This window comes from Finegoldia magna, from assembly GCF_002243175.1.
Taxonomy (GTDB): Bacteria; Bacillota; Clostridia; order Tissierellales; family Peptoniphilaceae; genus Finegoldia; species Finegoldia magna_J.
Map to the genome: position 1 here is coordinate 11,654 of NZ_NDYF01000013.1, position 17,614 is coordinate 29,267.

The 17,614-nt window shown below is 32.6% G+C and carries 19 protein-coding genes, 1 tRNA gene, 1 pseudogene and 1 riboswitch; of the genes and pseudogenes, 3 read left to right on the top strand and 18 right to left on the bottom strand.

What is annotated here, in order from left to right:
• Positions 1–24: 24 nt before the first annotated feature.
• Genes feoB through B9N53_RS05200 form a run of 3 tightly spaced genes read right to left on the bottom strand, consistent with a single transcriptional unit; the run spans position 25 to position 2,662 of the window.
• Positions 25–2,154, bottom strand: coding sequence for a ferrous iron transport protein B (gene feoB, locus B9N53_RS05190; RefSeq protein ID WP_094203986.1), 2,130 nt, complete (start codon positions 2,152–2,154; stop codon positions 25–27).
• A 12-nt stretch (positions 2,155–2,166) separates the two neighbouring features.
• Complete coding sequence (locus B9N53_RS05195) at positions 2,167–2,397, bottom strand: FeoA family protein (RefSeq protein ID WP_012290900.1); 231 nt, start codon at positions 2,395–2,397, stop codon at positions 2,167–2,169.
• A 40-nt stretch (positions 2,398–2,437) separates the two neighbouring features.
• Positions 2,438–2,662, bottom strand: a complete 225-nt coding sequence (locus tag B9N53_RS05200) for a FeoA family protein (protein WP_094203987.1) — start codon at positions 2,660–2,662, stop codon at positions 2,438–2,440.
• 334 nt (positions 2,663–2,996) lie between these two features.
• Here B9N53_RS05200 and glmS point away from each other — a divergent pair, with 334 nt between their 5' ends.
• Positions 2,997–4,817: a glutamine--fructose-6-phosphate transaminase (isomerizing) gene (gene glmS / locus B9N53_RS05205; RefSeq protein ID WP_094203988.1), complete on the top strand. Its 1,821-nt coding sequence runs from the start codon at positions 2,997–2,999 to the stop codon at positions 4,815–4,817.
• Positions 4,818–4,888: 71 nt separating this feature from the next.
• On the opposite strand, the gene tsaD is transcribed toward glmS, so the two are convergent.
• From tsaD to B9N53_RS05225, 5 genes and pseudogenes are all read right to left on the bottom strand, one after another.
• Positions 4,889–5,911: a tRNA (adenosine(37)-N6)-threonylcarbamoyltransferase complex transferase subunit TsaD gene (gene tsaD, locus B9N53_RS05210; RefSeq protein ID WP_241684740.1), complete on the bottom strand. Its 1,023-nt coding sequence runs from the start codon at positions 5,909–5,911 to the stop codon at positions 4,889–4,891.
• A 21-nt stretch (positions 5,912–5,932) separates the two neighbouring features.
• Positions 5,933–6,340, bottom strand: a pseudogene (rimI, locus tag B9N53_RS09320) (ribosomal protein S18-alanine N-acetyltransferase); the annotation flags it as partial.
• Positions 6,330–7,016: a tRNA (adenosine(37)-N6)-threonylcarbamoyltransferase complex dimerization subunit type 1 TsaB gene (gene tsaB, locus B9N53_RS05215; RefSeq protein ID WP_094203990.1), complete on the bottom strand. Its 687-nt coding sequence runs from the start codon at positions 7,014–7,016 to the stop codon at positions 6,330–6,332. The gene tsaB and the pseudogene rimI, both read right to left, overlap by 11 nt.
• On the bottom strand, positions 6,997–7,461 hold the full coding sequence (gene tsaE, locus B9N53_RS05220; RefSeq protein WP_094203991.1) for a tRNA (adenosine(37)-N6)-threonylcarbamoyltransferase complex ATPase subunit type 1 TsaE: 465 nt from the start codon (positions 7,459–7,461) through the stop codon (positions 6,997–6,999). The genes tsaB and tsaE overlap by 20 nt, the downstream gene beginning before the upstream one ends.
• Positions 7,462–7,571: 110 nt before the next feature.
• Positions 7,572–8,162 (bottom strand): ECF transporter S component, encoded by a 591-nt coding sequence (locus B9N53_RS05225; protein ID WP_094203992.1) that lies wholly within the window; start codon positions 8,160–8,162, stop codon positions 7,572–7,574.
• A gap of 70 nt (positions 8,163–8,232) precedes the next feature.
• Positions 8,233–8,347: riboswitch (FMN riboswitch) on the bottom strand.
• 83 nt (positions 8,348–8,430) lie between these two features.
• Between B9N53_RS05225 and B9N53_RS05230 the strand changes: the two genes are divergently transcribed.
• The gene (locus B9N53_RS05230) at positions 8,431–9,693 is read left to right on the top strand and encodes a M18 family aminopeptidase (RefSeq protein ID WP_094203993.1); all 1,263 of its coding nucleotides are present in this window, start codon (positions 8,431–8,433) and stop codon (positions 9,691–9,693) included.
• 174 nt (positions 9,694–9,867) lie between these two features.
• Positions 9,868–9,944 (top strand) — tRNA-Pro (locus tag B9N53_RS05235).
• Positions 9,945–10,094: 150 nt separating this feature from the next.
• On the opposite strand, the gene B9N53_RS05240 is transcribed toward B9N53_RS05235, so the two are convergent.
• The 10 genes from B9N53_RS05240 to ispD form a co-directional block, all read right to left on the bottom strand.
• Entirely contained in the window at positions 10,095–10,772 is a 678-nt protein-coding gene (locus B9N53_RS05240) for a 5'-methylthioadenosine/adenosylhomocysteine nucleosidase (protein WP_094203994.1), read from the bottom strand.
• The gene (glmM, locus tag B9N53_RS05245; RefSeq protein WP_094203995.1) at positions 10,769–12,118 is read right to left on the bottom strand and encodes a phosphoglucosamine mutase; all 1,350 of its coding nucleotides are present in this window, start codon (positions 12,116–12,118) and stop codon (positions 10,769–10,771) included. The genes B9N53_RS05240 and glmM overlap by 4 nt, the downstream gene beginning before the upstream one ends.
• A gap of 102 nt (positions 12,119–12,220) precedes the next feature.
• Positions 12,221–12,472, bottom strand: a complete 252-nt coding sequence (locus tag B9N53_RS09130) for a hypothetical protein (protein ID WP_148131322.1) — start codon at positions 12,470–12,472, stop codon at positions 12,221–12,223.
• A gap of 1 nt (position 12,473) precedes the next feature.
• On the bottom strand, positions 12,474–13,451 hold the full coding sequence (locus tag B9N53_RS05250) for a YbbR-like domain-containing protein (RefSeq protein WP_094203996.1): 978 nt from the start codon (positions 13,449–13,451) through the stop codon (positions 12,474–12,476).
• Positions 13,441–14,283, bottom strand: coding sequence for a diadenylate cyclase CdaA (cdaA, locus tag B9N53_RS05255; RefSeq protein ID WP_002835149.1), 843 nt, complete (start codon positions 14,281–14,283; stop codon positions 13,441–13,443). The genes B9N53_RS05250 and cdaA overlap by 11 nt, the downstream gene beginning before the upstream one ends.
• Before the next feature lie 103 nt (positions 14,284–14,386).
• Positions 14,387–14,650, bottom strand: a complete 264-nt coding sequence (locus tag B9N53_RS05260) for an HPr family phosphocarrier protein (RefSeq protein ID WP_094203997.1) — start codon at positions 14,648–14,650, stop codon at positions 14,387–14,389.
• A gap of 56 nt (positions 14,651–14,706) precedes the next feature.
• Positions 14,707–15,249, bottom strand: a complete 543-nt coding sequence (locus B9N53_RS05265; protein WP_094203998.1) for a rubrerythrin family protein — start codon at positions 15,247–15,249, stop codon at positions 14,707–14,709.
• An 85-nt stretch (positions 15,250–15,334) separates the two neighbouring features.
• Positions 15,335–16,378: a rod shape-determining protein gene (locus B9N53_RS05270; RefSeq protein WP_094203999.1), complete on the bottom strand. Its 1,044-nt coding sequence runs from the start codon at positions 16,376–16,378 to the stop codon at positions 15,335–15,337.
• Between the two features lie 8 nt (positions 16,379–16,386).
• Positions 16,387–16,866 carry a 2-C-methyl-D-erythritol 2,4-cyclodiphosphate synthase gene (gene ispF / locus B9N53_RS05275; protein WP_002835155.1) on the bottom strand — a complete coding sequence of 160 codons (480 nt, stop codon included), beginning with the start codon at positions 16,864–16,866 and terminating at the stop codon, positions 16,387–16,389.
• A complete protein-coding gene (gene ispD, locus B9N53_RS05280) occupies positions 16,863–17,558 on the bottom strand; it encodes a 2-C-methyl-D-erythritol 4-phosphate cytidylyltransferase (protein ID WP_094204000.1) in 696 nt (231 codons plus the stop codon). The genes ispF and ispD overlap by 4 nt, the downstream gene beginning before the upstream one ends.
• Positions 17,559–17,614 lie beyond the last annotated feature (56 nt).

Consider the following 17,614-nt stretch of genomic DNA (forward strand, 5'->3'; position numbering starts at 1 on the left):
ATCACCTTCTTTTAAATTCTATCTCTATTCTACTGCTCTTTTTGATTGATTGTTTTTGTATTTATCTTTTCTAAATATCAAATACAACATTCCAACAAATACTACAAGTGCTATTCCTGTCATTATTGTAAATGGTTGTTTTACTACCAACACATTTAAGAATTGAAATACCATGAATGCAATTAGATAAGCAAATATAATTTGATAAATAATCGCAAATGCTGTCCATTTAGAAGAATTCATTTCTTCTTTTATAGCACCAACTGCCGCAAAACAAGGAACTGTTAATTGGTTGAATACCAAGAAACTCAAAGCAGATGCTATAGTGAAGTTACTTTTTACCAAATCAGCTATTTTAGCTGTATCATCACCTACACCAGAAACTATTCCGTAAACGCTGACTACCATTTCTTTAGCAACAGTTCCTAAGAATGAAGCTACAGTTGCAGTCCAATTTCCGAATCCTAATGGAGCAAATAATGGCGCGAATATTTTTCCGATGAACGCCAATATAGTATCGGTACTATCATCAGCGAAATGAACAAATTCTCCCTTAACAGAAATATTTTGTAAAATCCAAACGCAAATTGATGCAACTAAGATTATTGTACCTGCTTTTATGATAAATGATTTAGTTCTATCCCAAGTTACACGCAAAACATTTGAAACAGTTGGTTTGTGATATTCAGGAAGTTCCATTACAAATGGTGCAGGTTCTCCTGAAAAAGCTTTTGTCTTTTTCAAAATAAGGCCACTGATTATTACTGCCAAAATTCCTGTAAAATACAATAATGGAGCAAACCACCATTGACCGAAAATCGCTGCTGCAAATAATGCTATGATTTCTGTTTTTGCACCGCAAGGCATGAATGATGCAACGATGATAGTCATTTTTCTGTCGTTTTCATTTTCAATAGTTCTTGTTGCCATAATTCCTGGAACTGAACAACCAGTACCAATTAAGATTGGAATAAATGATTTACCAGATAAACCAAATTTTCTGAACATTCTATCCAACATAAATGCGATTCTTGACATGTATCCTATATCTTCTAAAATAGCTAACAATAATTCCAACGTTGCAACCAAAGGCAAGAATCCCAATACTGCACCAACGCCGGCAACAATACCATCAACAACAAGGCTTGTTACCCATTCGCTAGTTCCGATTGCTTCTAATCCTTTTGTAGCTAAATCAGCTAATGCAGTTCCCATCACAGTATCTGCCCACCAATCGTGGAATGGAGGACCACCAACAACCTTTACCGCAATAAAGTAAACGGCTATCATTATCAATACGAAAATTGGTAATGCCAAAAATCTGTTAGTAACCACCCTGTCGATTTTATCACTAGTTGTTAATCCCGATCTTCCTTTTTGTACAGAATCTGAAATTACTGAAGTAATGAATGTATATCTTTCATCTGTAATTATGGATTCACCATCATCATCGTATTCTTCTTCAATTTTCGAAACAATTTCTTCAACTTTTGCTTTTTCTTCATCAGTGATATGAACAGCTTGTAATGCTTTTTCATCTCTTTCCAAAGCTTTTACAGCAAACCATCTTTTTGATTCAGAATTTTTAATGGATTCTACACTATTTTCTATTTCAGTAAGCACATTTTCAATTTCATCACTAAATGATTTTATCGATTCATGATGAGATTTCACTTGTTTTTGTGCAACTTCAATTAATTCATCCAAGTTTAATTTTTTAAGTGCTGATACTTCAACTATTGGAATTCCCAATTTTTCAGATATTAGTTTTGTGTTTAATTTATCGTTATTTTTCTTAACGACATCCATCATATTAAATGCCAAAACCATTGGAATTCCAATTTCAGATAATTGTGTTGTAAGATACAAGTTTCTTTCAATATTTGAAGCATCCACAACATCAATAATTACATCTGGTTTCTCGTTTATTAAGTAATTTCTACTAACAACTTCTTCCAAAGTATATGGAGAAAGCGAGTAAATTCCCGGTAAGTCGGTAATTTTAATATCTTTGTTATTTTTTAAGGTTCCCTCTTTTTTTTCTACAGTAACGCCTGGCCAGTTACCAACATATTGATTGGATCCTGTCAATGCGTTAAACATAGTAGATTTACCACTATTAGGGTTACCTGCTAAAGCAATTCTAATTGACATAAGTCCTCCTAATTATTTATTTATCAATTCTATTAAAATATTTTCTGCATCATCTTTTCTAAGACTCAACTCATATCCTCTCAAATTGATTTGAACTGGATCTCCTAACGGTGCTACTTTTCTGATATAGATTTCTACATTTTTTGTAATACCCATATCCATTATTCTTCTTTTAACAGGACCTTTTCCTAAAATCTTAACAATCCTGTAGTATTTTCCTACTTCGGCATGCTTAAGATTCATTTCGTTATCCACTTTATGTATCCTCCTTGATAAAATATCATTAAATATGATTTACCATAATTCTCATAGCTATATCTTTTCCTATAGCCACTCTTGAACCTTTGATTTTAACTATCAAATTTCCGTGGCTTTCTGAAACAACACTCACGAGCGCCCCTTCAACAAAGCCCATATTATTCAACAGTTTTTTTTGTGAATCATTTTTTATTTTTTTTATTTTTACGATTTCAAAATCTTCATTGAGTGGCACTAATGCCAAATTCATTTAATCACCCTCATTTAAACGTTTAAATCTATTACATTGATATTATATTGATAAAGAGTATTAATGTCAAGTGAAAATCATTATTATTTTTTCATTTGTTACAAAATTATTGCAATTTGCTAATAAAATTTACACTACATTTTATATTTGATATAATATCTCAAGAGATAAAAACAAAAAAGCGCCAGACCTTTACGGTTAACGAGGGATAGAGTTATCGAATTTTTCGGCGGGAGCTCTATAGGTAACACAGCCTTAGCATTTAACAAAGTTCAAGAGCAATTTTGAAACAAAAATAATGAAGTGTATCTCTAAAAAATTTGGAGGTAAATATATGTGCGGAATAGTATGTTATAACGGCGAAAAATCAGCCGTAGAAATCATATTAAACGGATTAAAATCTCTGGAATACAGAGGTTATGATTCAAGCGGTATTTCTGTAGTAACAGATAAAATCGAAACAGTAAAAAGAAAAGGAAAATTGCAAAATTTAATAGATTCTATCGATGAAATCGACAACAACGCAAGTGTCGGAATCGGTCACATTAGATGGGCAACTCACGGTGAACCAAATGAAATTAACGCTCACCCACAAGTAAGTGAAGATGGTAAATTCTCAGTTGTTCACAACGGTATTATCGAAAATTACAAAGAATTAAAAAAAGAATTAGAAGATAATGGCTACACTTTCAAATCAACTACAGACACAGAAATTGTTGTTGCATTGATTAGCCAGTACTATAAAGACGATTTATTAGAAGCAGTAAAATCTACAATCAAAAGATTAAAGGGAGCTTATGCATTAGGAATTGTTTCAGAATACGAAAAAGACAAACTAATCGCTGTAAGAAAAGAATCTCCGTTGATTTTAGGAAAATGTGACGACGGAATAATTCTAGCAAGTGATATTCCTTCTGTTTTAAAATACACAAGAGACATCGTGTATTTGGAAAATGGAGACATCGTAGAAATAGATAAGAAAAATTACACAATTTACGATAAAGATTTCGAAAAAGTAGATCGTGAAGTTAAAACTGTAAACATGACAATTGATCAAGCTAGTAAAGGTGGCTATGAGCATTTTATGTTAAAAGAAATTCACGAACAACCAGAAGTTGTTAAGAAGACTTTGGAGGTTAATGTAAAAAATAACGTAATAGATTTTGCAGAAAATTCATTAACTAAAGAAGAATTATCGAAAATAAACAAAGTATACATCGTTGCATGTGGTACAGCTTATCATGCGGGTGAAGTTGGTAAAGTTGCTATTGAAAAATTGGCAAAAATACCTGTAATTACTGATATCGCATCAGAATTCAGATACAACGATCCATTTATCGACGAAAACACTCTAGTGATTTTGATTTCTCAATCAGGAGAAACTGCTGATACATTGGCAGCTCTTAGAGAATCCAAAAACAAAGGCGCAAAAATCTTAGCAGTTACAAACGTAGTTGGCTCATCAATAGCAAGAGAAGCTGACAAGGTTATCTACACTTTGGCAGGTCCAGAAATTGCAGTAGCTAGTACTAAAGCATACATTTCACAATTAGTAACAGTGATAATGTTGGCTTTGGATTTTGCAAAGAAATTAGGCACAATTGAAGATTCTGAATATTCAAAATACATCGAAGAATTAAAAACAATGCCTGAAAAAATAGATGAAACATTAAAATCAGAATCAATAACTGAAAGAATAGCTGAAGCTATCAAGGAAGATAAATCGATGTTCTTTATCGGACGTGGATTGGACTTCTTGAGTGTAAAAGAAGGAGCTTTAAAATTAAAAGAAATTTCCTACATTCACACTGAAGCATTCCCTGCAGGAGAATTAAAACACGGTTCAATCGCTTTGATAGAACAAAACACTCCAGCATTATCAGTTATTACACAATCAAAATTAGCTGAAAAGACAATTTCAAATGTTCAAGAAGTTGTGACAAGAGGAGCGAAAGTATTCACAATCACAGTTGAAGGAAATGACAATATGAAAGATTTCTCAGAAGAAATCATCTTCATTCCTAAAACTTTAGAATTATTGTATCCAATACTTTCAGTAGTCCCTGAACAATTGTTGGGATATCATACTTCCTTAAAAAAAGGCTTAGATGTAGATAAACCACGTAACTTAGCAAAATCAGTAACAGTTGAATAAAAAATACGGAGTCCTCATTTTAAAGTGAGAACTCCTTTTTTAATGTTAATATTTAATTTTATAGCTACATTTTATAATTCTAAATTAGGATAAACTTTCAAATCAAGTCCATCTTGTTTTCCGTTGATATAATCATAGTATCCAGCAGTTGCAATCATTGCAGCGTTATCTGTGCACAAGATTTTATCTGGAAAATACACTTGTATTCCTTTTTCTTCTGCTTTTTCCAAAACTCTCTCTTTTAATCTAGAATTTGCTGCTACTCCACCACTTAGTACGAAAGTTTTTTGATTTTTTTCTTCTAATAATCTAAAAGATTTTTCAACCAAAACATCTATGACAGCTTCTTGGAAAGATGCTGCAACATCTTCTTTTATTATTTCTTCGGTTTTTTGATTTTTATTGTTCAAATAATTTAGAACAGCTGTTTTCAATCCACTAAAACTAAAATCGTAGCTGTCTTTTTCAAGCATTACTCTTGGAAAATCTATCGCTGTTGGATTTCCTTGTTTTGCAAGCCTGTCAATAACAGGCCCACCTGGATATTCCAATCCCAACGCACGTGCAACTTTATCATAGCTTTCACCACAAGCGTCATCTCTTGTAGAGCCAATTATTTCGTAATTTTGATAATCTATAACATCTATTAAATAAGTGTGTCCGCCAGATACAACCAAGGAAATAAATGGTGGTTCTAATTCTTTGTGGCTAATGTAGTTTGCACAAATGTGGCCTTGCATGTGATTTACCCCTACAAGAGGCTTCTTCAAACAATAGCTCAATGATTTTGCACAAGAAATCCCAACTAATAATGCACCAATAAGTCCGGGACCTTTTGTAACGCAAATTACATCAATATCTTTCAATGATAAACCTGCTTCGTCCAAAGATTGTTGCAAAATAGAGTTCATTGCTTCTAAGTGAAGACGGCTCGCAACTTCCGGAACCACACCACCATATCTTTTGTGTACATCTATTTGAGAAGAAATCACATTACTCAACACTTCTCTTCCATTTTTTACAATCGCAACGCTTGTTTCATCACAAGATGTTTCAATTGCAAGCGTAATTATATTTTCTTTAATATCATCCATATTCAACATCATCCTCAATGCGTCCTCTTTTGGAGTTTCGTAATATCCGTTAATTCTGCCGTTTTTTTGAAATCCAAATTTCGTGTAAAGATTAATTGCTTCAAAGTTAGACTCTCTAACTTCCAAGAAAATATTTTTGACATTTTCCTTTTTGCAAAAATCTAACATAAATTTTATAAATTCAGTTGCAATCCCACAGTTTCTGCAACTTTTTTTCACAGAAATTGTTTGTAATTCAGCTTCATCAACAACTATTGAAAATCCAATAATCCCCACGATTTTGCCTTCTTTTTCTCCGATAAAATAATGATTACATTCATTTTTCAAACAAGCTTCGTATCCTATTTTGCTCCAAGCATCTGAAAAACTTTCCCTTTCAATTTCTACAACATCATCCAAATCAAAGGAATCCATCTGTCTAATTATCATTACTGTGTCTTCTTTCGTAATCTCGTTGCGCTTGTGATTTTCTCACATAATCTGGACTAAGAGTGTAATAGCTATCAAATGTCTCAGTTTTATTTGCCAAGTCACAAATCGACCTTGTAATACAATTATTCAACGAAGAATTTGCAAGGTGGAAGTTCTTCTTAGATTTGATTTCATCTAAGAAAGAATACACTCCATCTCCCACGAAAATATATTCCTTATCATCGTCAAGTTGTTTAACCAAATCTTCAAAATAAATCAAATCATCATCCATCAAACGTTCTAATTTTGAATCGTTAGCGAACATCGAGTAGTAAACTCTCCCACCTCTTGCATCCAAAATAGGAATAATAATTTTGTCAGTGCTAATCATATTAGCCAAAGCTTCCAAGGTAGATATGCCGACGATTTTTTTATCGAAAACTTGTGCAAAAGTCTTTGCAGTGGTCATTCCAATTCTAAGACCAGTAAAAGATCCAGGTCCCTTGCACACCGCAAACACGTCCACATCTTCAATATCTGTATCTAATTTTTCAAGCATTTGCTCAATCATCAAAACCAAAGTTTCGCTGTGAGTTTTCTTTTGATTTATATTATAATCTCCAACGATTAGTCCATCTTCCATCAAAGAACAAGAGCTAATCATAGTTGAAGTATCAATCGCTAAAATTTTCATTTAATTCCTCTATAATTTCTTTTTCTCTTTTGTTGTTCCCGTCAATTCTAATTTTTCTAGAAACATCACCAGTTTTTTCAATGTAAATTTCAATTAAATTTCTAGGCATATAAGACTGTGCTTTACTTGCCCATTCAATGATAGTAATTCCTTCTGGATACAACAACTCATCTATATCTAAGGATTCTATCTCCATCTCATCTTCTAATCTATACAAATCAATATGATTTAAATCAACATCACCGTAGTATGTATTTACCAATGAAAAAGTTGGACTGGTTACATTTTCTTCAATCCCAAAACTTTTAGCAATAGATTTAGTAAGAGTAGTTTTTCCAGCTCCCAAATCACCAATCAAAGATATAACATCTTGTTTTTTTAAAACTTTTGCAAAAAGTTGTCCGAATTTTTCAGTATCTTTTAAATCATTTAAAATATATTCCATAAATATCACCAAATAAATTATATCACAACTGAACAACAACAAAAATGACCCATTATCTTAGATTAATGAGTCATTGTATATTTTATGAATTTTTACATGTATGTTATTGATTATTTTTTCAAAAATCTTGAAATTGGCTTGTAAAGTGCGATTGTAACTGCAGATACGATGATACCTTTTACAATGTTAAATGGCACGATACTGAAAAGCACGAACATCAACGGAGTTCCTGCCAATGAATTTACTTTTGCAAACTCTTTTGTAAAATCAACCAAATTAATTCCGTACAATGGAAAAATTACAAAATAGTTAGAAATACAAGCAACTACTGTGTACGCCAATACACCAAAAACTAATCCAGTGATTGCTGATTTTTTGCTTTTTCCTTTGTTGTAGATTGAACTTGCTACAACAACGAATACTGATGATAATATAAAGTTAGATAATTCCCCAACTCCACCAGTAGTTGTTCCGTTAATTATAAAGTTCAACAAAATCTTAACTGCAGAAGTTAACACACCTGCTACAGGTCCTAGTGCAAATCCTGAAATTAATACTCCCAAATCTCCTATGTCCACTGTCATAAATGGTGGTGCAAATGGTAGAGGGAATTTAAAAATCATAAGCAATGCACTTATTGCCCCTAAAATACTGATTTTCACCATAGTTTGAGTACTAGAATTTTTTCTTGTGGTTTCCATAACCTACCTCCTAAGATTTTCAAGGGCAAATAAAAAAGCCCTTATATTTAGGGCTAAATGTTAATTATTACATTTACTTCTTTCGTCCAGACTTTACTGTCGGTATTGGAATTACACCAATTCATGCATAATGCTCGCGGACTATAACCGCCGGTGAGGAAATCAACCTCGCCCTGAAGTAACTTCATTATACCACTAAGTATATTTTTTGTAAACTTTTGCTATTAAGTATTTTTATTTTTGGGTATACTATTATTGAGGTGATTTTATGAACATAACAAAAGAATTAATGAGTTTTATCGATAACAGTCCATCTGTTTTTCACGTTATCGATAATTTTAAAAAAACACTAACAGAAAACGGGTTTACTGAATTAAAATTTAAAGATAATTGGAAAATCGAAAATGGCAAAGGATATTTTGTAACAAATAACGATTCATCAATTATCGCTTTTAAAGGAAGTTCTGATTTCGATAATATCAGATTGATTGGGTCTCATTCAGACAGCCCAACTTTTAGAATAAAACCAAATTCTATCGTAAACAAAGACGGATTTTTGACTTTAAACACTGAAGTTTACGGTGGACCAATACTAAGCACATGGTTCGACCGTCCATTGTCTGTAGCTGGTAGAGTTGTTTTGAAATCAGATAATCCATTCAAACCAGAAATCAAACACATTAACGTAGATAAGAATTTGTTGATAATTCCTAACGTTGCAATCCACATGAATAGAGATGTAAATAACGGATACAAATTCAATGCACAAAAGGACACTTTGCCACTTTTAGCATTATCAGAAAAAGATTCAAAGATTTCTTTCAAAGAAATTTTAGCGAGAAATACCGGAATAAATTCAGAAGATATTTTAGATTTTGATTTGTTCTTATACGACAGACAAAAAGGAGAATTTGTCGGAGAAAATGACGAATTTTATTCAGTTGGAAGAATTGATAACTTGGGAATGGCTTTTAATTCTATCAAATCCTTAATAGATTCCGACGTTACAAACACATTAGCCTTAGCTATGGTTTTTGATAACGAAGAAATCGGATCTTCTACAAAACAAGGAGCAGGAAGTACACTTCTAAGCGATTGCTTCAAAAAAATAGTCGAAGATAACAGCAAAAACTTCTACGAAGTATTGCACAATTCTTATCTAATAAGCGCTGACCAAGCACACAGCTTGCATCCAAATTACACAGAAATGGCAGATCCTACTAACAGACCACTAATCAACAATGGCCCTGTTATAAAATATGCGGCAAATGGAGCATATACTTCTGACGCAGTTAGCTCATCAATATTTAAAAAATTATGCTTAGATAAAAATATACCTTGTCAAGAATTCACAAATAGATCAGACAAGAGAGGTGGATCTACAATTGGACCAATCACTGTATCTAACTTGGACATTCAATCTATAGACATTGGAAATGCAATTTTGTCAATGCACTCAGTAAGAGAATTAGGCGGATGCAAAGATAACGAATATATCTACGAATTATTTAAATATTACTACGAATATTAAAGTAATGTAAATAAAAAGTAAAAAATTTTAAAATCTTAATAAAACGGAGGTAAAATGAGATATTTGAAATTATTTTGTTTTATCTCCGTTTATTTTGTTATAAACAGATTTGTATTAAACCGAAATCTATCGTATACTAATAAAGTACTTGAGATAAGCAAGTAATAAAAACGTCGGGGTGTAGCGCAGTCCGGTAGCGCACGTGGTTTGGGACCATGGGGCCGGGGGTTCAAATCCTCTCACCCCGACCATAATCACAAATTATATTTGTGATTTTTTTGTTTCCTTTTGTTATTGATATTATGAAAAAATACATCTGTTTTATACAGATGTATTTTTTTTGCTCATTTTTAAGCAAAATAAAAAACGTAGGACAAATTTACATTCATCCTACGAATTCATTACATATTTTTAATCAACACAACTACACTGTGTGCAGCCTTTTTTGTTTTTTCTTCCAAATTATTATAAAATTCATCATCTGCATCATCGTCTGCAAAATCAGACAAGCTTCTTATAACCAAGAACTTCACATTATTTAGATAGCAGGTATGAGCAATGGAGCATCCCTCCATTTCCGTTCCCAACGCGTGATATTTTTCGAATAATTCTTCTTGTTTTTCAGTAGTTGATATAAACTGATCTCCTGTTACAATAAGACCTATTCTGTGTTTTAGGTTTTCTTGAGTCATTATTTCGTCTAATTTTTTCAAAGTTTCACTATCAGCTTCAAAAGTATCAGTGTATGGGATATTGTCGCTGAAAATATCCACATTTATATCGTGATATTTTAGTTTATCTGCAAGTATCACCTCATCAAAAGTAAGTGATTTGTCCAATCCACCGCACACACCACAATTTATAACCAAATCAGGATTGTACATATCGATAATTCTTTGTGTTAGAGCTGCTGAGTTCACTTTTCCAATTCCACAAACACAATTTATAATTTTCTTGTCTTCAAATTCTGAAACAAATATTTCATAGTGATTGAACTTATCTGTTTTGACTGGCTTAAATTGTTCTCTGAAATACTCTTGTTCACTTTCTAATGCTGAAATAATCGCTATTGTTCTCATATCAACTCACATCTTTCTTCTATTAAATCTTTTAATTCAATAGCTTTTTTCTCTAAATATTCTTGGTTTTCTCCCTCAATCATAACTCTAATCAAAGGCTCAGTTCCCGAAGGTCTAATCAAAACTCTGCCTTCATCTTTGAATTCATGTTCAAGCTCAGCTATTTTTTGATTAATGACTTCATCATCTTTGTACACTTTTTTGTATTCGTTATTGACTTTTGCATTCACCAAAACTTGTGGGAAACTTGTCATCAAGTTATTCATTTCTGATAGTTTTTGTTTTGATTTCACAGCTATTTCTGCTAATTTAATCGCCGACAATATTCCATCACCAGTAGTATTATCTTCTATAAAAATAATGTGTCCTGATTGTTCTCCACCTATAATGTAGCCATTTTTTCTCATTTCTTCAAGAACGTATCTGTCACCAACTTGTGTTTTGATAACATCTACTCCAATTTCTTTCAAGCTTTTGATAAGACCGATATTAGTCATAACAGTTCCCACAACCGCATTGTTTTTAAGTTTGTTGTTTTCTTTTAAGAAATGTCCAACTGCACAAATAGCATGGTCTCCGTCCATTATTTCACCAGTTTCATCACAAGCAATCAATCTATCACCGTCGCCATCAAATGAAAATCCCATGTCAGATTCAGAAATTTTTACCAAATTACTTATAACCTCAGGATTTGTTGAGCCACATTTGAAGTTGATGTTTTTCCCATCGTATTCAGTATTTGTAACAGTTACATCGGCGTTTAATCTATTGAAAATAATTGGTGCGATTTCAGAAGTCGCTCCAAAACCACAATCCAAGCTCACCTTCACACCAGTCAAATCCAAATCAACCCTGCTCAAAAGATAATTGATATATGTATCCTTTGCACATTCTTCTTCATAAACTCTGCCTACTTTTTCTCCTGTAATTTTAACGTTGATTTCATCTTGATGATCAATCAAATATTCGATTTCTTCTTCAAGACTATCTTTTAATTTGAAACCTTCATTCGAAAAATATTTTATTCCATTAAATTCGTAAGGATTATGGCTTGCAGAAATTACAATTCCACAACAAGCATTATAAAATCTAGTCAAATACGCTACAGCAGGTGTAGGAATCACACCTAATCTGTACACATCAAAACCCATGCTAGTAATTCCACTAATCAAAGCCGCTTCCAACATATCCCCAGAAATTCTAGTATCTTTTCCTATAACAATTAATTTATTATCTACATCTTTTAATTTATAACAAGCTGCTCTCGCAAGTTTATAAGCTAATTCAACAGTTAAATCTTCTCCCGCAACGCCTCTTATGCCGTCAGTTCCGAAATATTTTCCCATCAATATCCCCCTCATATTTTTATAATCTAATTATAACACATAATGTAAAAATCAATTAAAATGTACATTTTTTGCAAACAAAAAGCGAGTGTAAACTCGCTTTTATATAAACATAAAACTTGTAATCGGTAACAAGAACAATGTATTTATTATTAAAGTTTTAAAATTTTCAGTTTTATACGAAAAGTACACACCAATAAATGATGTGATTGGCAATGAGAAAAATACAACTTGGCTCAGTAATTTTGGCAAATCCGGCGATGTTTCAGCTACTCTTTGCATATAAAATGAAATTACTGTTAGAATTATACCTAGTATAATTGTTATTATTGGGATTTTGTTTTTAGTTTTCATATTATTTTTCCAGAACAACTGTTGCTGTGATTCTTCCGTTTGAGCCTTCTGCAAGGACTATTGATTGCGGTAAATCCAATGTTACATCTACAGTGTTTTCTCCCTCTTTAAAATCTTTTAAATCTATTGCTTTGGTTGTTATATTTGAATGTGATTTTATAATATCATCTTGACCTTTTATCTTGATTGTTGGTCTACTAAATGTAACTTTCTTAACTTTCAATCCGTCTGGAATATTAGTCACAACTGGTTTGATTTCGACATCTTTTTTTAGCAATACATCGATTATTACTTTGCAGCTTTCAGATGATTTTGTCAAGAATGATCTTGCCGTGTCGTCTTTTAAGCTTAGATTAATCGGTAAATCTAAGTTGATATCTTTGTCAATATTTGACTGATCAATTTTGACTGATGCGTAATCAATTGAATTAAGATATGTTTTCGCTCCAGATACTTTTATATCTTTTGGATCTAGTTTTATGGAGTCAATTTCCACATTTTCTGGTAAATCCCCAACCTTCATTATTCTTATAGGAAATTTAACCGTATCGACTGTTTCTGTTTTTACTAAAATAGTTTCGTCTGATTGATCAGTTACGTTGACTCCTTGAGGAAGACTTACTTGCACAGGTAATGTTTCAGAATCCACTTTTATGGATTTTACATCGACAAAAGCTTTTATTTCTGAATTTTTCATTTTGGTTATTGTGTTTCTTCTTCCTTCCACACGCATAGATATTGTCGGAGTTTTCGGTGATATTATCACTCTTCCATTTTCCCTTAACTTATCTATGTCACGATATTCAACATTTACTACTGGAATATCTTTTGTTACTACAGGGTTTTTATTTTCCATTACAAAGGACCACAAAAATATCGCCAAAAAAAGACAGACTATTTTTATTATAAGATTGTTTGAATAAAATCCTTTGAAGTCAATATTTTTTAAGTATGAATTATTCTTTATTTTATCTTTCATCTTCTATTTCCTTTCTGTTGAAAATATAAGAATCTTGATCATTGTATAATTTTGTCAGAATCTTTGTTAGAGTTGGTTCATCAACGTATCTGTTGATTTTACCATGTTCAGCTATTGAAATACCACCTGTTTCTTCTGAAACTATAAGTGCCAGACAATCACTTTTTTCACTCATTCCTATAGCTGCTCTGTGTCTTGTCCCCAATTCCTTGGATATGGATTGTTCTGTGGACAATGGCAAAAAACATGCCGCCGCTTTGATAGTATCATTTTTGATTACAACTGCGCCATCATGAAGTGGAGTATTAGGTATGAATATATTTATCAAAAGTTCGCTAGAAATCGCAGAATTTAAAACTGTGCCTGTTTCTACAACATCTCCAAGACCTGTACTTCTCTCGAAGATAATCAATGCACCGATTCTTTGTCTTGAAAGTGAAAATACAGCGTGTACAATTTCTTCCACGCACTTATCCACTTTTTCTCCTCTGATATCCGCAAATGATTTGGTCAAAATATTACTTCTACCTATTGTTTCCAAAATTTTTCTAAGTTCAGGCTGGAATACCACTATTATCATGATAGCCAAAGCCGTCATCATGTTCTCCAAAACCCAGTTTACAGTGTATAATTTCAACGAATCACTAATTTTTACAAAAATAAATATGATTACTAAGCCTTTTACAAGTTGTTCGGCTCTTGTTTCTTTTATCATCATATATAATTTGTAAATACAGACCGCAACTATAGCGATATCTATGATATCCAAAAATCTTAGTGTATTGATCATATTAAAAAATTTATCCAAAAAAACCAAATTAATCATTCCCATCTATACTTCTTTAATTATATGATACCATAAATTATCACCAATTTTTCGCAAAATTAAACGATCATAGCACTGTTTATTCGTAAAAACATTTTCACACTCTATTTTAATAATCCAATCCGTTTTCAATTAATTCGCTTAATTTTTCAAGTGCTGATTGCTCATCTTCACCATCACATCTTAAAATAAGCTCACATCCTTTATGCGCTGATAATGACAAAATGCTTATAATACTTTTAGCACTGTATGTTTTATTGTCTTTTATGAATTCAATATTAGAATTGTATTTTACTGCTTCATTCAAAAATTTGGATGCAGCTCTTGCGTGAAGTCCTATCTCGTTTGTAATACAAACCTTTCTCTCTACCATAATTTCCTCCAGATTTTAAAAATATAAGCCGGTATTACCCGGCTTATATCAAAAAATTAATATTCTATGAATTTTTCGGATTTGCATCCGCAAATTGGACATGCATCGATTTTTTCAAATCCTATGTATCCACAAACTTGGCATAGTAATATTTCTTCTACTTCTAAGTCTTTTCCACCGTCAACAAATTCTTTTGCTTTTCCGAATCTTTCAGCGTGAACTTTTTCTGCTTCTACAGCAAATCTCATAGCTCTTACTGCTTCTTTTTCTTCTTGCATTTCAGCTACTTCGATGAATGATGGATACATTTCAGTTGCTTCGAAGATTTCTCCGTTTTTAGCTCCTTCTAAGTTTTCAGAAGTACTTCCAATTCCGAAACCAGCCATGCTAGTTACTGCGAAATCACCGTGAACATCTTTTAATGCATCAAAGTGTAATGCAGCGTGGATTTTTTCAGCGTCAGCTGTAGCGTTGAACAATCTTGCAACATTTTTAAAACCGTCTTTTTCAGCTTTATTCCCCCAAATGTTGTATCTGTTTCTTGCTTGAGATTCTCCTCCGAATGCTGATTGTAAATTTGTTTGTGTCATCATTTTCATATCAAAATACCCCCTATTTTATTTTATACATATATTATACCACATCGTTAACAAGCAATGAATACAATTTGTAATAATTACAATTTTATCTCATTCTGCTAACAATTACTTTTCTTCTCAAATCTTGATGAGAATCACTGTCTTCTTTTAATTTATCCATCCACATTAATGATTTACCAGTTCCCCTAACAACTGCCGTGATTGGACCATCTACAATTCTAGCGTTCACACCAATTCTTTCAGAAATTAATTTATCCAATCCTTTCAGTAGACATCCACCGCCGCTCATGATGATTCCCCTTTCGTAAACATCTGCCGCTAATTCAGCTGGTGTTTGTTCCAAAACTTCTTGTACAGTGTCTACAATTTTATCTATCGGCTTTTTCAATGCAACTGAAATATCTTTTGACGAAACGTAAATGTGCATTGGTAATCCATTTACCAGATTTCTACCTTTGATTTCGTACAACTCTCCATCATCTCTAGGATATGCGCTGCCTACATTTATTTTAACTTTTTCCGCAGTGGATTCCCCAATTATCATATTGTATTTTGTTTGGACAAAATCTTGAATTTTTTTGTCAAACTCATCGCCTGCAACAGGAATTGATTTATTAATTACAATTCCTCCCATAGAAATCACCGCAACATCTGTAGTTCCTCCACCGATATCTACAACTATATTACCTCTTGCATCTGTTACATCAATTCCAGAGCCTATAGCTGCTGCTAATGGTTCTTCTATTAAATATGTGTTGTACGCTCCAGCGTATTTTGAAGCTTGAATGACAGCTCTTCTTTGAACTTGTGTGATTTGACTTGGAACACAAATCAAAACTTCTGGTCTGATTAGTGATTTACCCAAAGTTTTTTTGAGTAAATAAGAAATGATTTTTTCTGTTGAATTAAAATCTGCAACCACACCATCTTTTAATGGCTTTTTGGCGACAATATTTCCTGGAGTCCTGCCCAAAATTTTCTTAGCATCTTTTCCAACAGAAATTATTTTTGAATTAAAACTATTCATCGCCACAACAGAAGGTTCATTCAATATGACTCCTTTGTTTGGCAAATACACAAGAACAGACGCTGTTCCCAAATCTATTGCTATTTTTCTTCGAAAATTCATATAATCACCTATAAATCTTTTTTATTCAATATGCAGACACTGTTAGCTGTGATTCCTTCGCATCGGCCTTCGAAGCCAAGTTGTTCTGTTGTAGTTGCCTTGACTGAAATATTAAATGTATTAGTGTGCAAATCTTGTGCGATATTTTCACGCATTGTGTCGATGTAATCTCTAAGTTTTGGTTTTTGGCAAGAAATCGTAGAGTCAATATTTCCAACTTCATATCCCATATCATCCATAATTTCAAAAACTTTTCTAAGCAACACTCTGGAATCAATGTCCTTGTATTTCATATCGGTGTCTGGAAATAACTTGCCAATATCTCCCAAGCAAAGCGCTCCACATATAGCATCCATTATAGCGTGAATCAAAACATCCGCATCGCTGTGACCTAAAAGTCCCTTATCGTGTGGAATTTCAACCCCGCCTAATATCAATTTTCTATCTTCAACAAGTTTGTGTACATCTAACCCAAAACCTATTCTCATTCGTTTTCTCTCTTTCTAGCAATTAGCTCTCCAAATAGCAAATCCTCTTGTGTAGTTATTTTGATATTGGAATAATCGCCCTTAATTATTTTTACTTTTTTACCGACGATTTCAAGTAAAGATGAATCGTCTGTCACATTTATTTTTTCGTCAAATACTAGTTTATATGCGTCTTTGATAGACTTATATTTGAAGACTTGTGGTGTTTGCGCCATATACAAATGTGATCTGTTAGGAGTGTTCACAACTCTCATATCATCATCAACGTATTTTATTGTATCCTTAGCTCCCACGCTCACCACAAGCCCGTCATAATCGCCGATAGATTCGATGGCTTCAAGTATTTTTTCACGTCTAATAAACGGTCTTGCTGCATCATGGCTTATTATCAAATCACAATTTTCATTTACTTTATTCAAACCATTGTATGTAGATTTTTCTCTTGTGTCGCCACCGATAGCGATTACGATATCTCTGTAATTTTTATTTTTTATAAAATTTCGTACAAATTCTTCGTCTTCTTCTCTAATTACAAGAATGAATTCTTTGATTTCGTCGATTGACTGGAACACATCCAAAGTCATCTCCAAAATCATTTTATCTTTGATTTTCAAAAATTGTTTTGGAATTTTTTTATTCATTCTTTGAGAGGATCCAGCCGCAGTTATAATAGCTGAAATATATTTATCCATATAACACCTCATTATTATTATATCAAAAAATCAATTTAATTAAAAAAATTTGCTCT

Coding starts and splice junctions, on each gene's coding strand:
- feoB (WP_094203986.1), bottom strand. CDS start 2,154: ATGTCAATTAGAATTGCTTTAGCAGGTAACCCTAATAGTGGTAAATCT.
- B9N53_RS05195 (WP_012290900.1), bottom strand. CDS start 2,397: ATGAATCTTAAGCATGCCGAAGTAGGAAAATACTACAGGATTGTTAAG.
- B9N53_RS05200 (WP_094203987.1), bottom strand. CDS start 2,662: ATGAATTTGGCATTAGTGCCACTCAATGAAGATTTTGAAATCGTAAAA.
- glmS (WP_094203988.1), top strand. CDS start 2,997: ATGTGCGGAATAGTATGTTATAACGGCGAAAAATCAGCCGTAGAAATC.
- tsaD (WP_241684740.1), bottom strand. CDS start 5,911: ATGGATGATATTAAAGAAAATATAATTACGCTTGCAATTGAAACATCT.
- tsaB (WP_094203990.1), bottom strand. CDS start 7,016: ATGAAAATTTTAGCGATTGATACTTCAACTATGATTAGCTCTTGTTCT.
- tsaE (WP_094203991.1), bottom strand. CDS start 7,461: ATGGAATATATTTTAAATGATTTAAAAGATACTGAAAAATTCGGACAA.
- B9N53_RS05225 (WP_094203992.1), bottom strand. CDS start 8,162: ATGGAAACCACAAGAAAAAATTCTAGTACTCAAACTATGGTGAAAATC.
- B9N53_RS05230 (WP_094203993.1), top strand. CDS start 8,431: ATGAACATAACAAAAGAATTAATGAGTTTTATCGATAACAGTCCATCT.
- B9N53_RS05240 (WP_094203994.1), bottom strand. CDS start 10,772: ATGAGAACAATAGCGATTATTTCAGCATTAGAAAGTGAACAAGAGTAT.
- glmM (WP_094203995.1), bottom strand. CDS start 12,118: ATGGGAAAATATTTCGGAACTGACGGCATAAGAGGCGTTGCGGGAGAA.
- B9N53_RS09130 (WP_148131322.1), bottom strand. CDS start 12,472: ATGAAAACTAAAAACAAAATCCCAATAATAACAATTATACTAGGTATA.
- B9N53_RS05250 (WP_094203996.1), bottom strand. CDS start 13,451: ATGAAAGATAAAATAAAGAATAATTCATACTTAAAAAATATTGACTTC.
- cdaA (WP_002835149.1), bottom strand. CDS start 14,283: ATGGGAATGATTAATTTGGTTTTTTTGGATAAATTTTTTAATATGATC.
- B9N53_RS05260 (WP_094203997.1), bottom strand. CDS start 14,650: ATGGTAGAGAGAAAGGTTTGTATTACAAACGAGATAGGACTTCACGCA.
- B9N53_RS05265 (WP_094203998.1), bottom strand. CDS start 15,249: ATGAAAATGATGACACAAACAAATTTACAATCAGCATTCGGAGGAGAA.
- B9N53_RS05270 (WP_094203999.1), bottom strand. CDS start 16,378: ATGAATTTTCGAAGAAAAATAGCAATAGATTTGGGAACAGCGTCTGTT.
- ispF (WP_002835155.1), bottom strand. CDS start 16,866: ATGAGAATAGGTTTTGGGTTAGATGTACACAAACTTGTTGAAGATAGA.
- ispD (WP_094204000.1), bottom strand. CDS start 17,558: ATGGATAAATATATTTCAGCTATTATAACTGCGGCTGGATCCTCTCAA.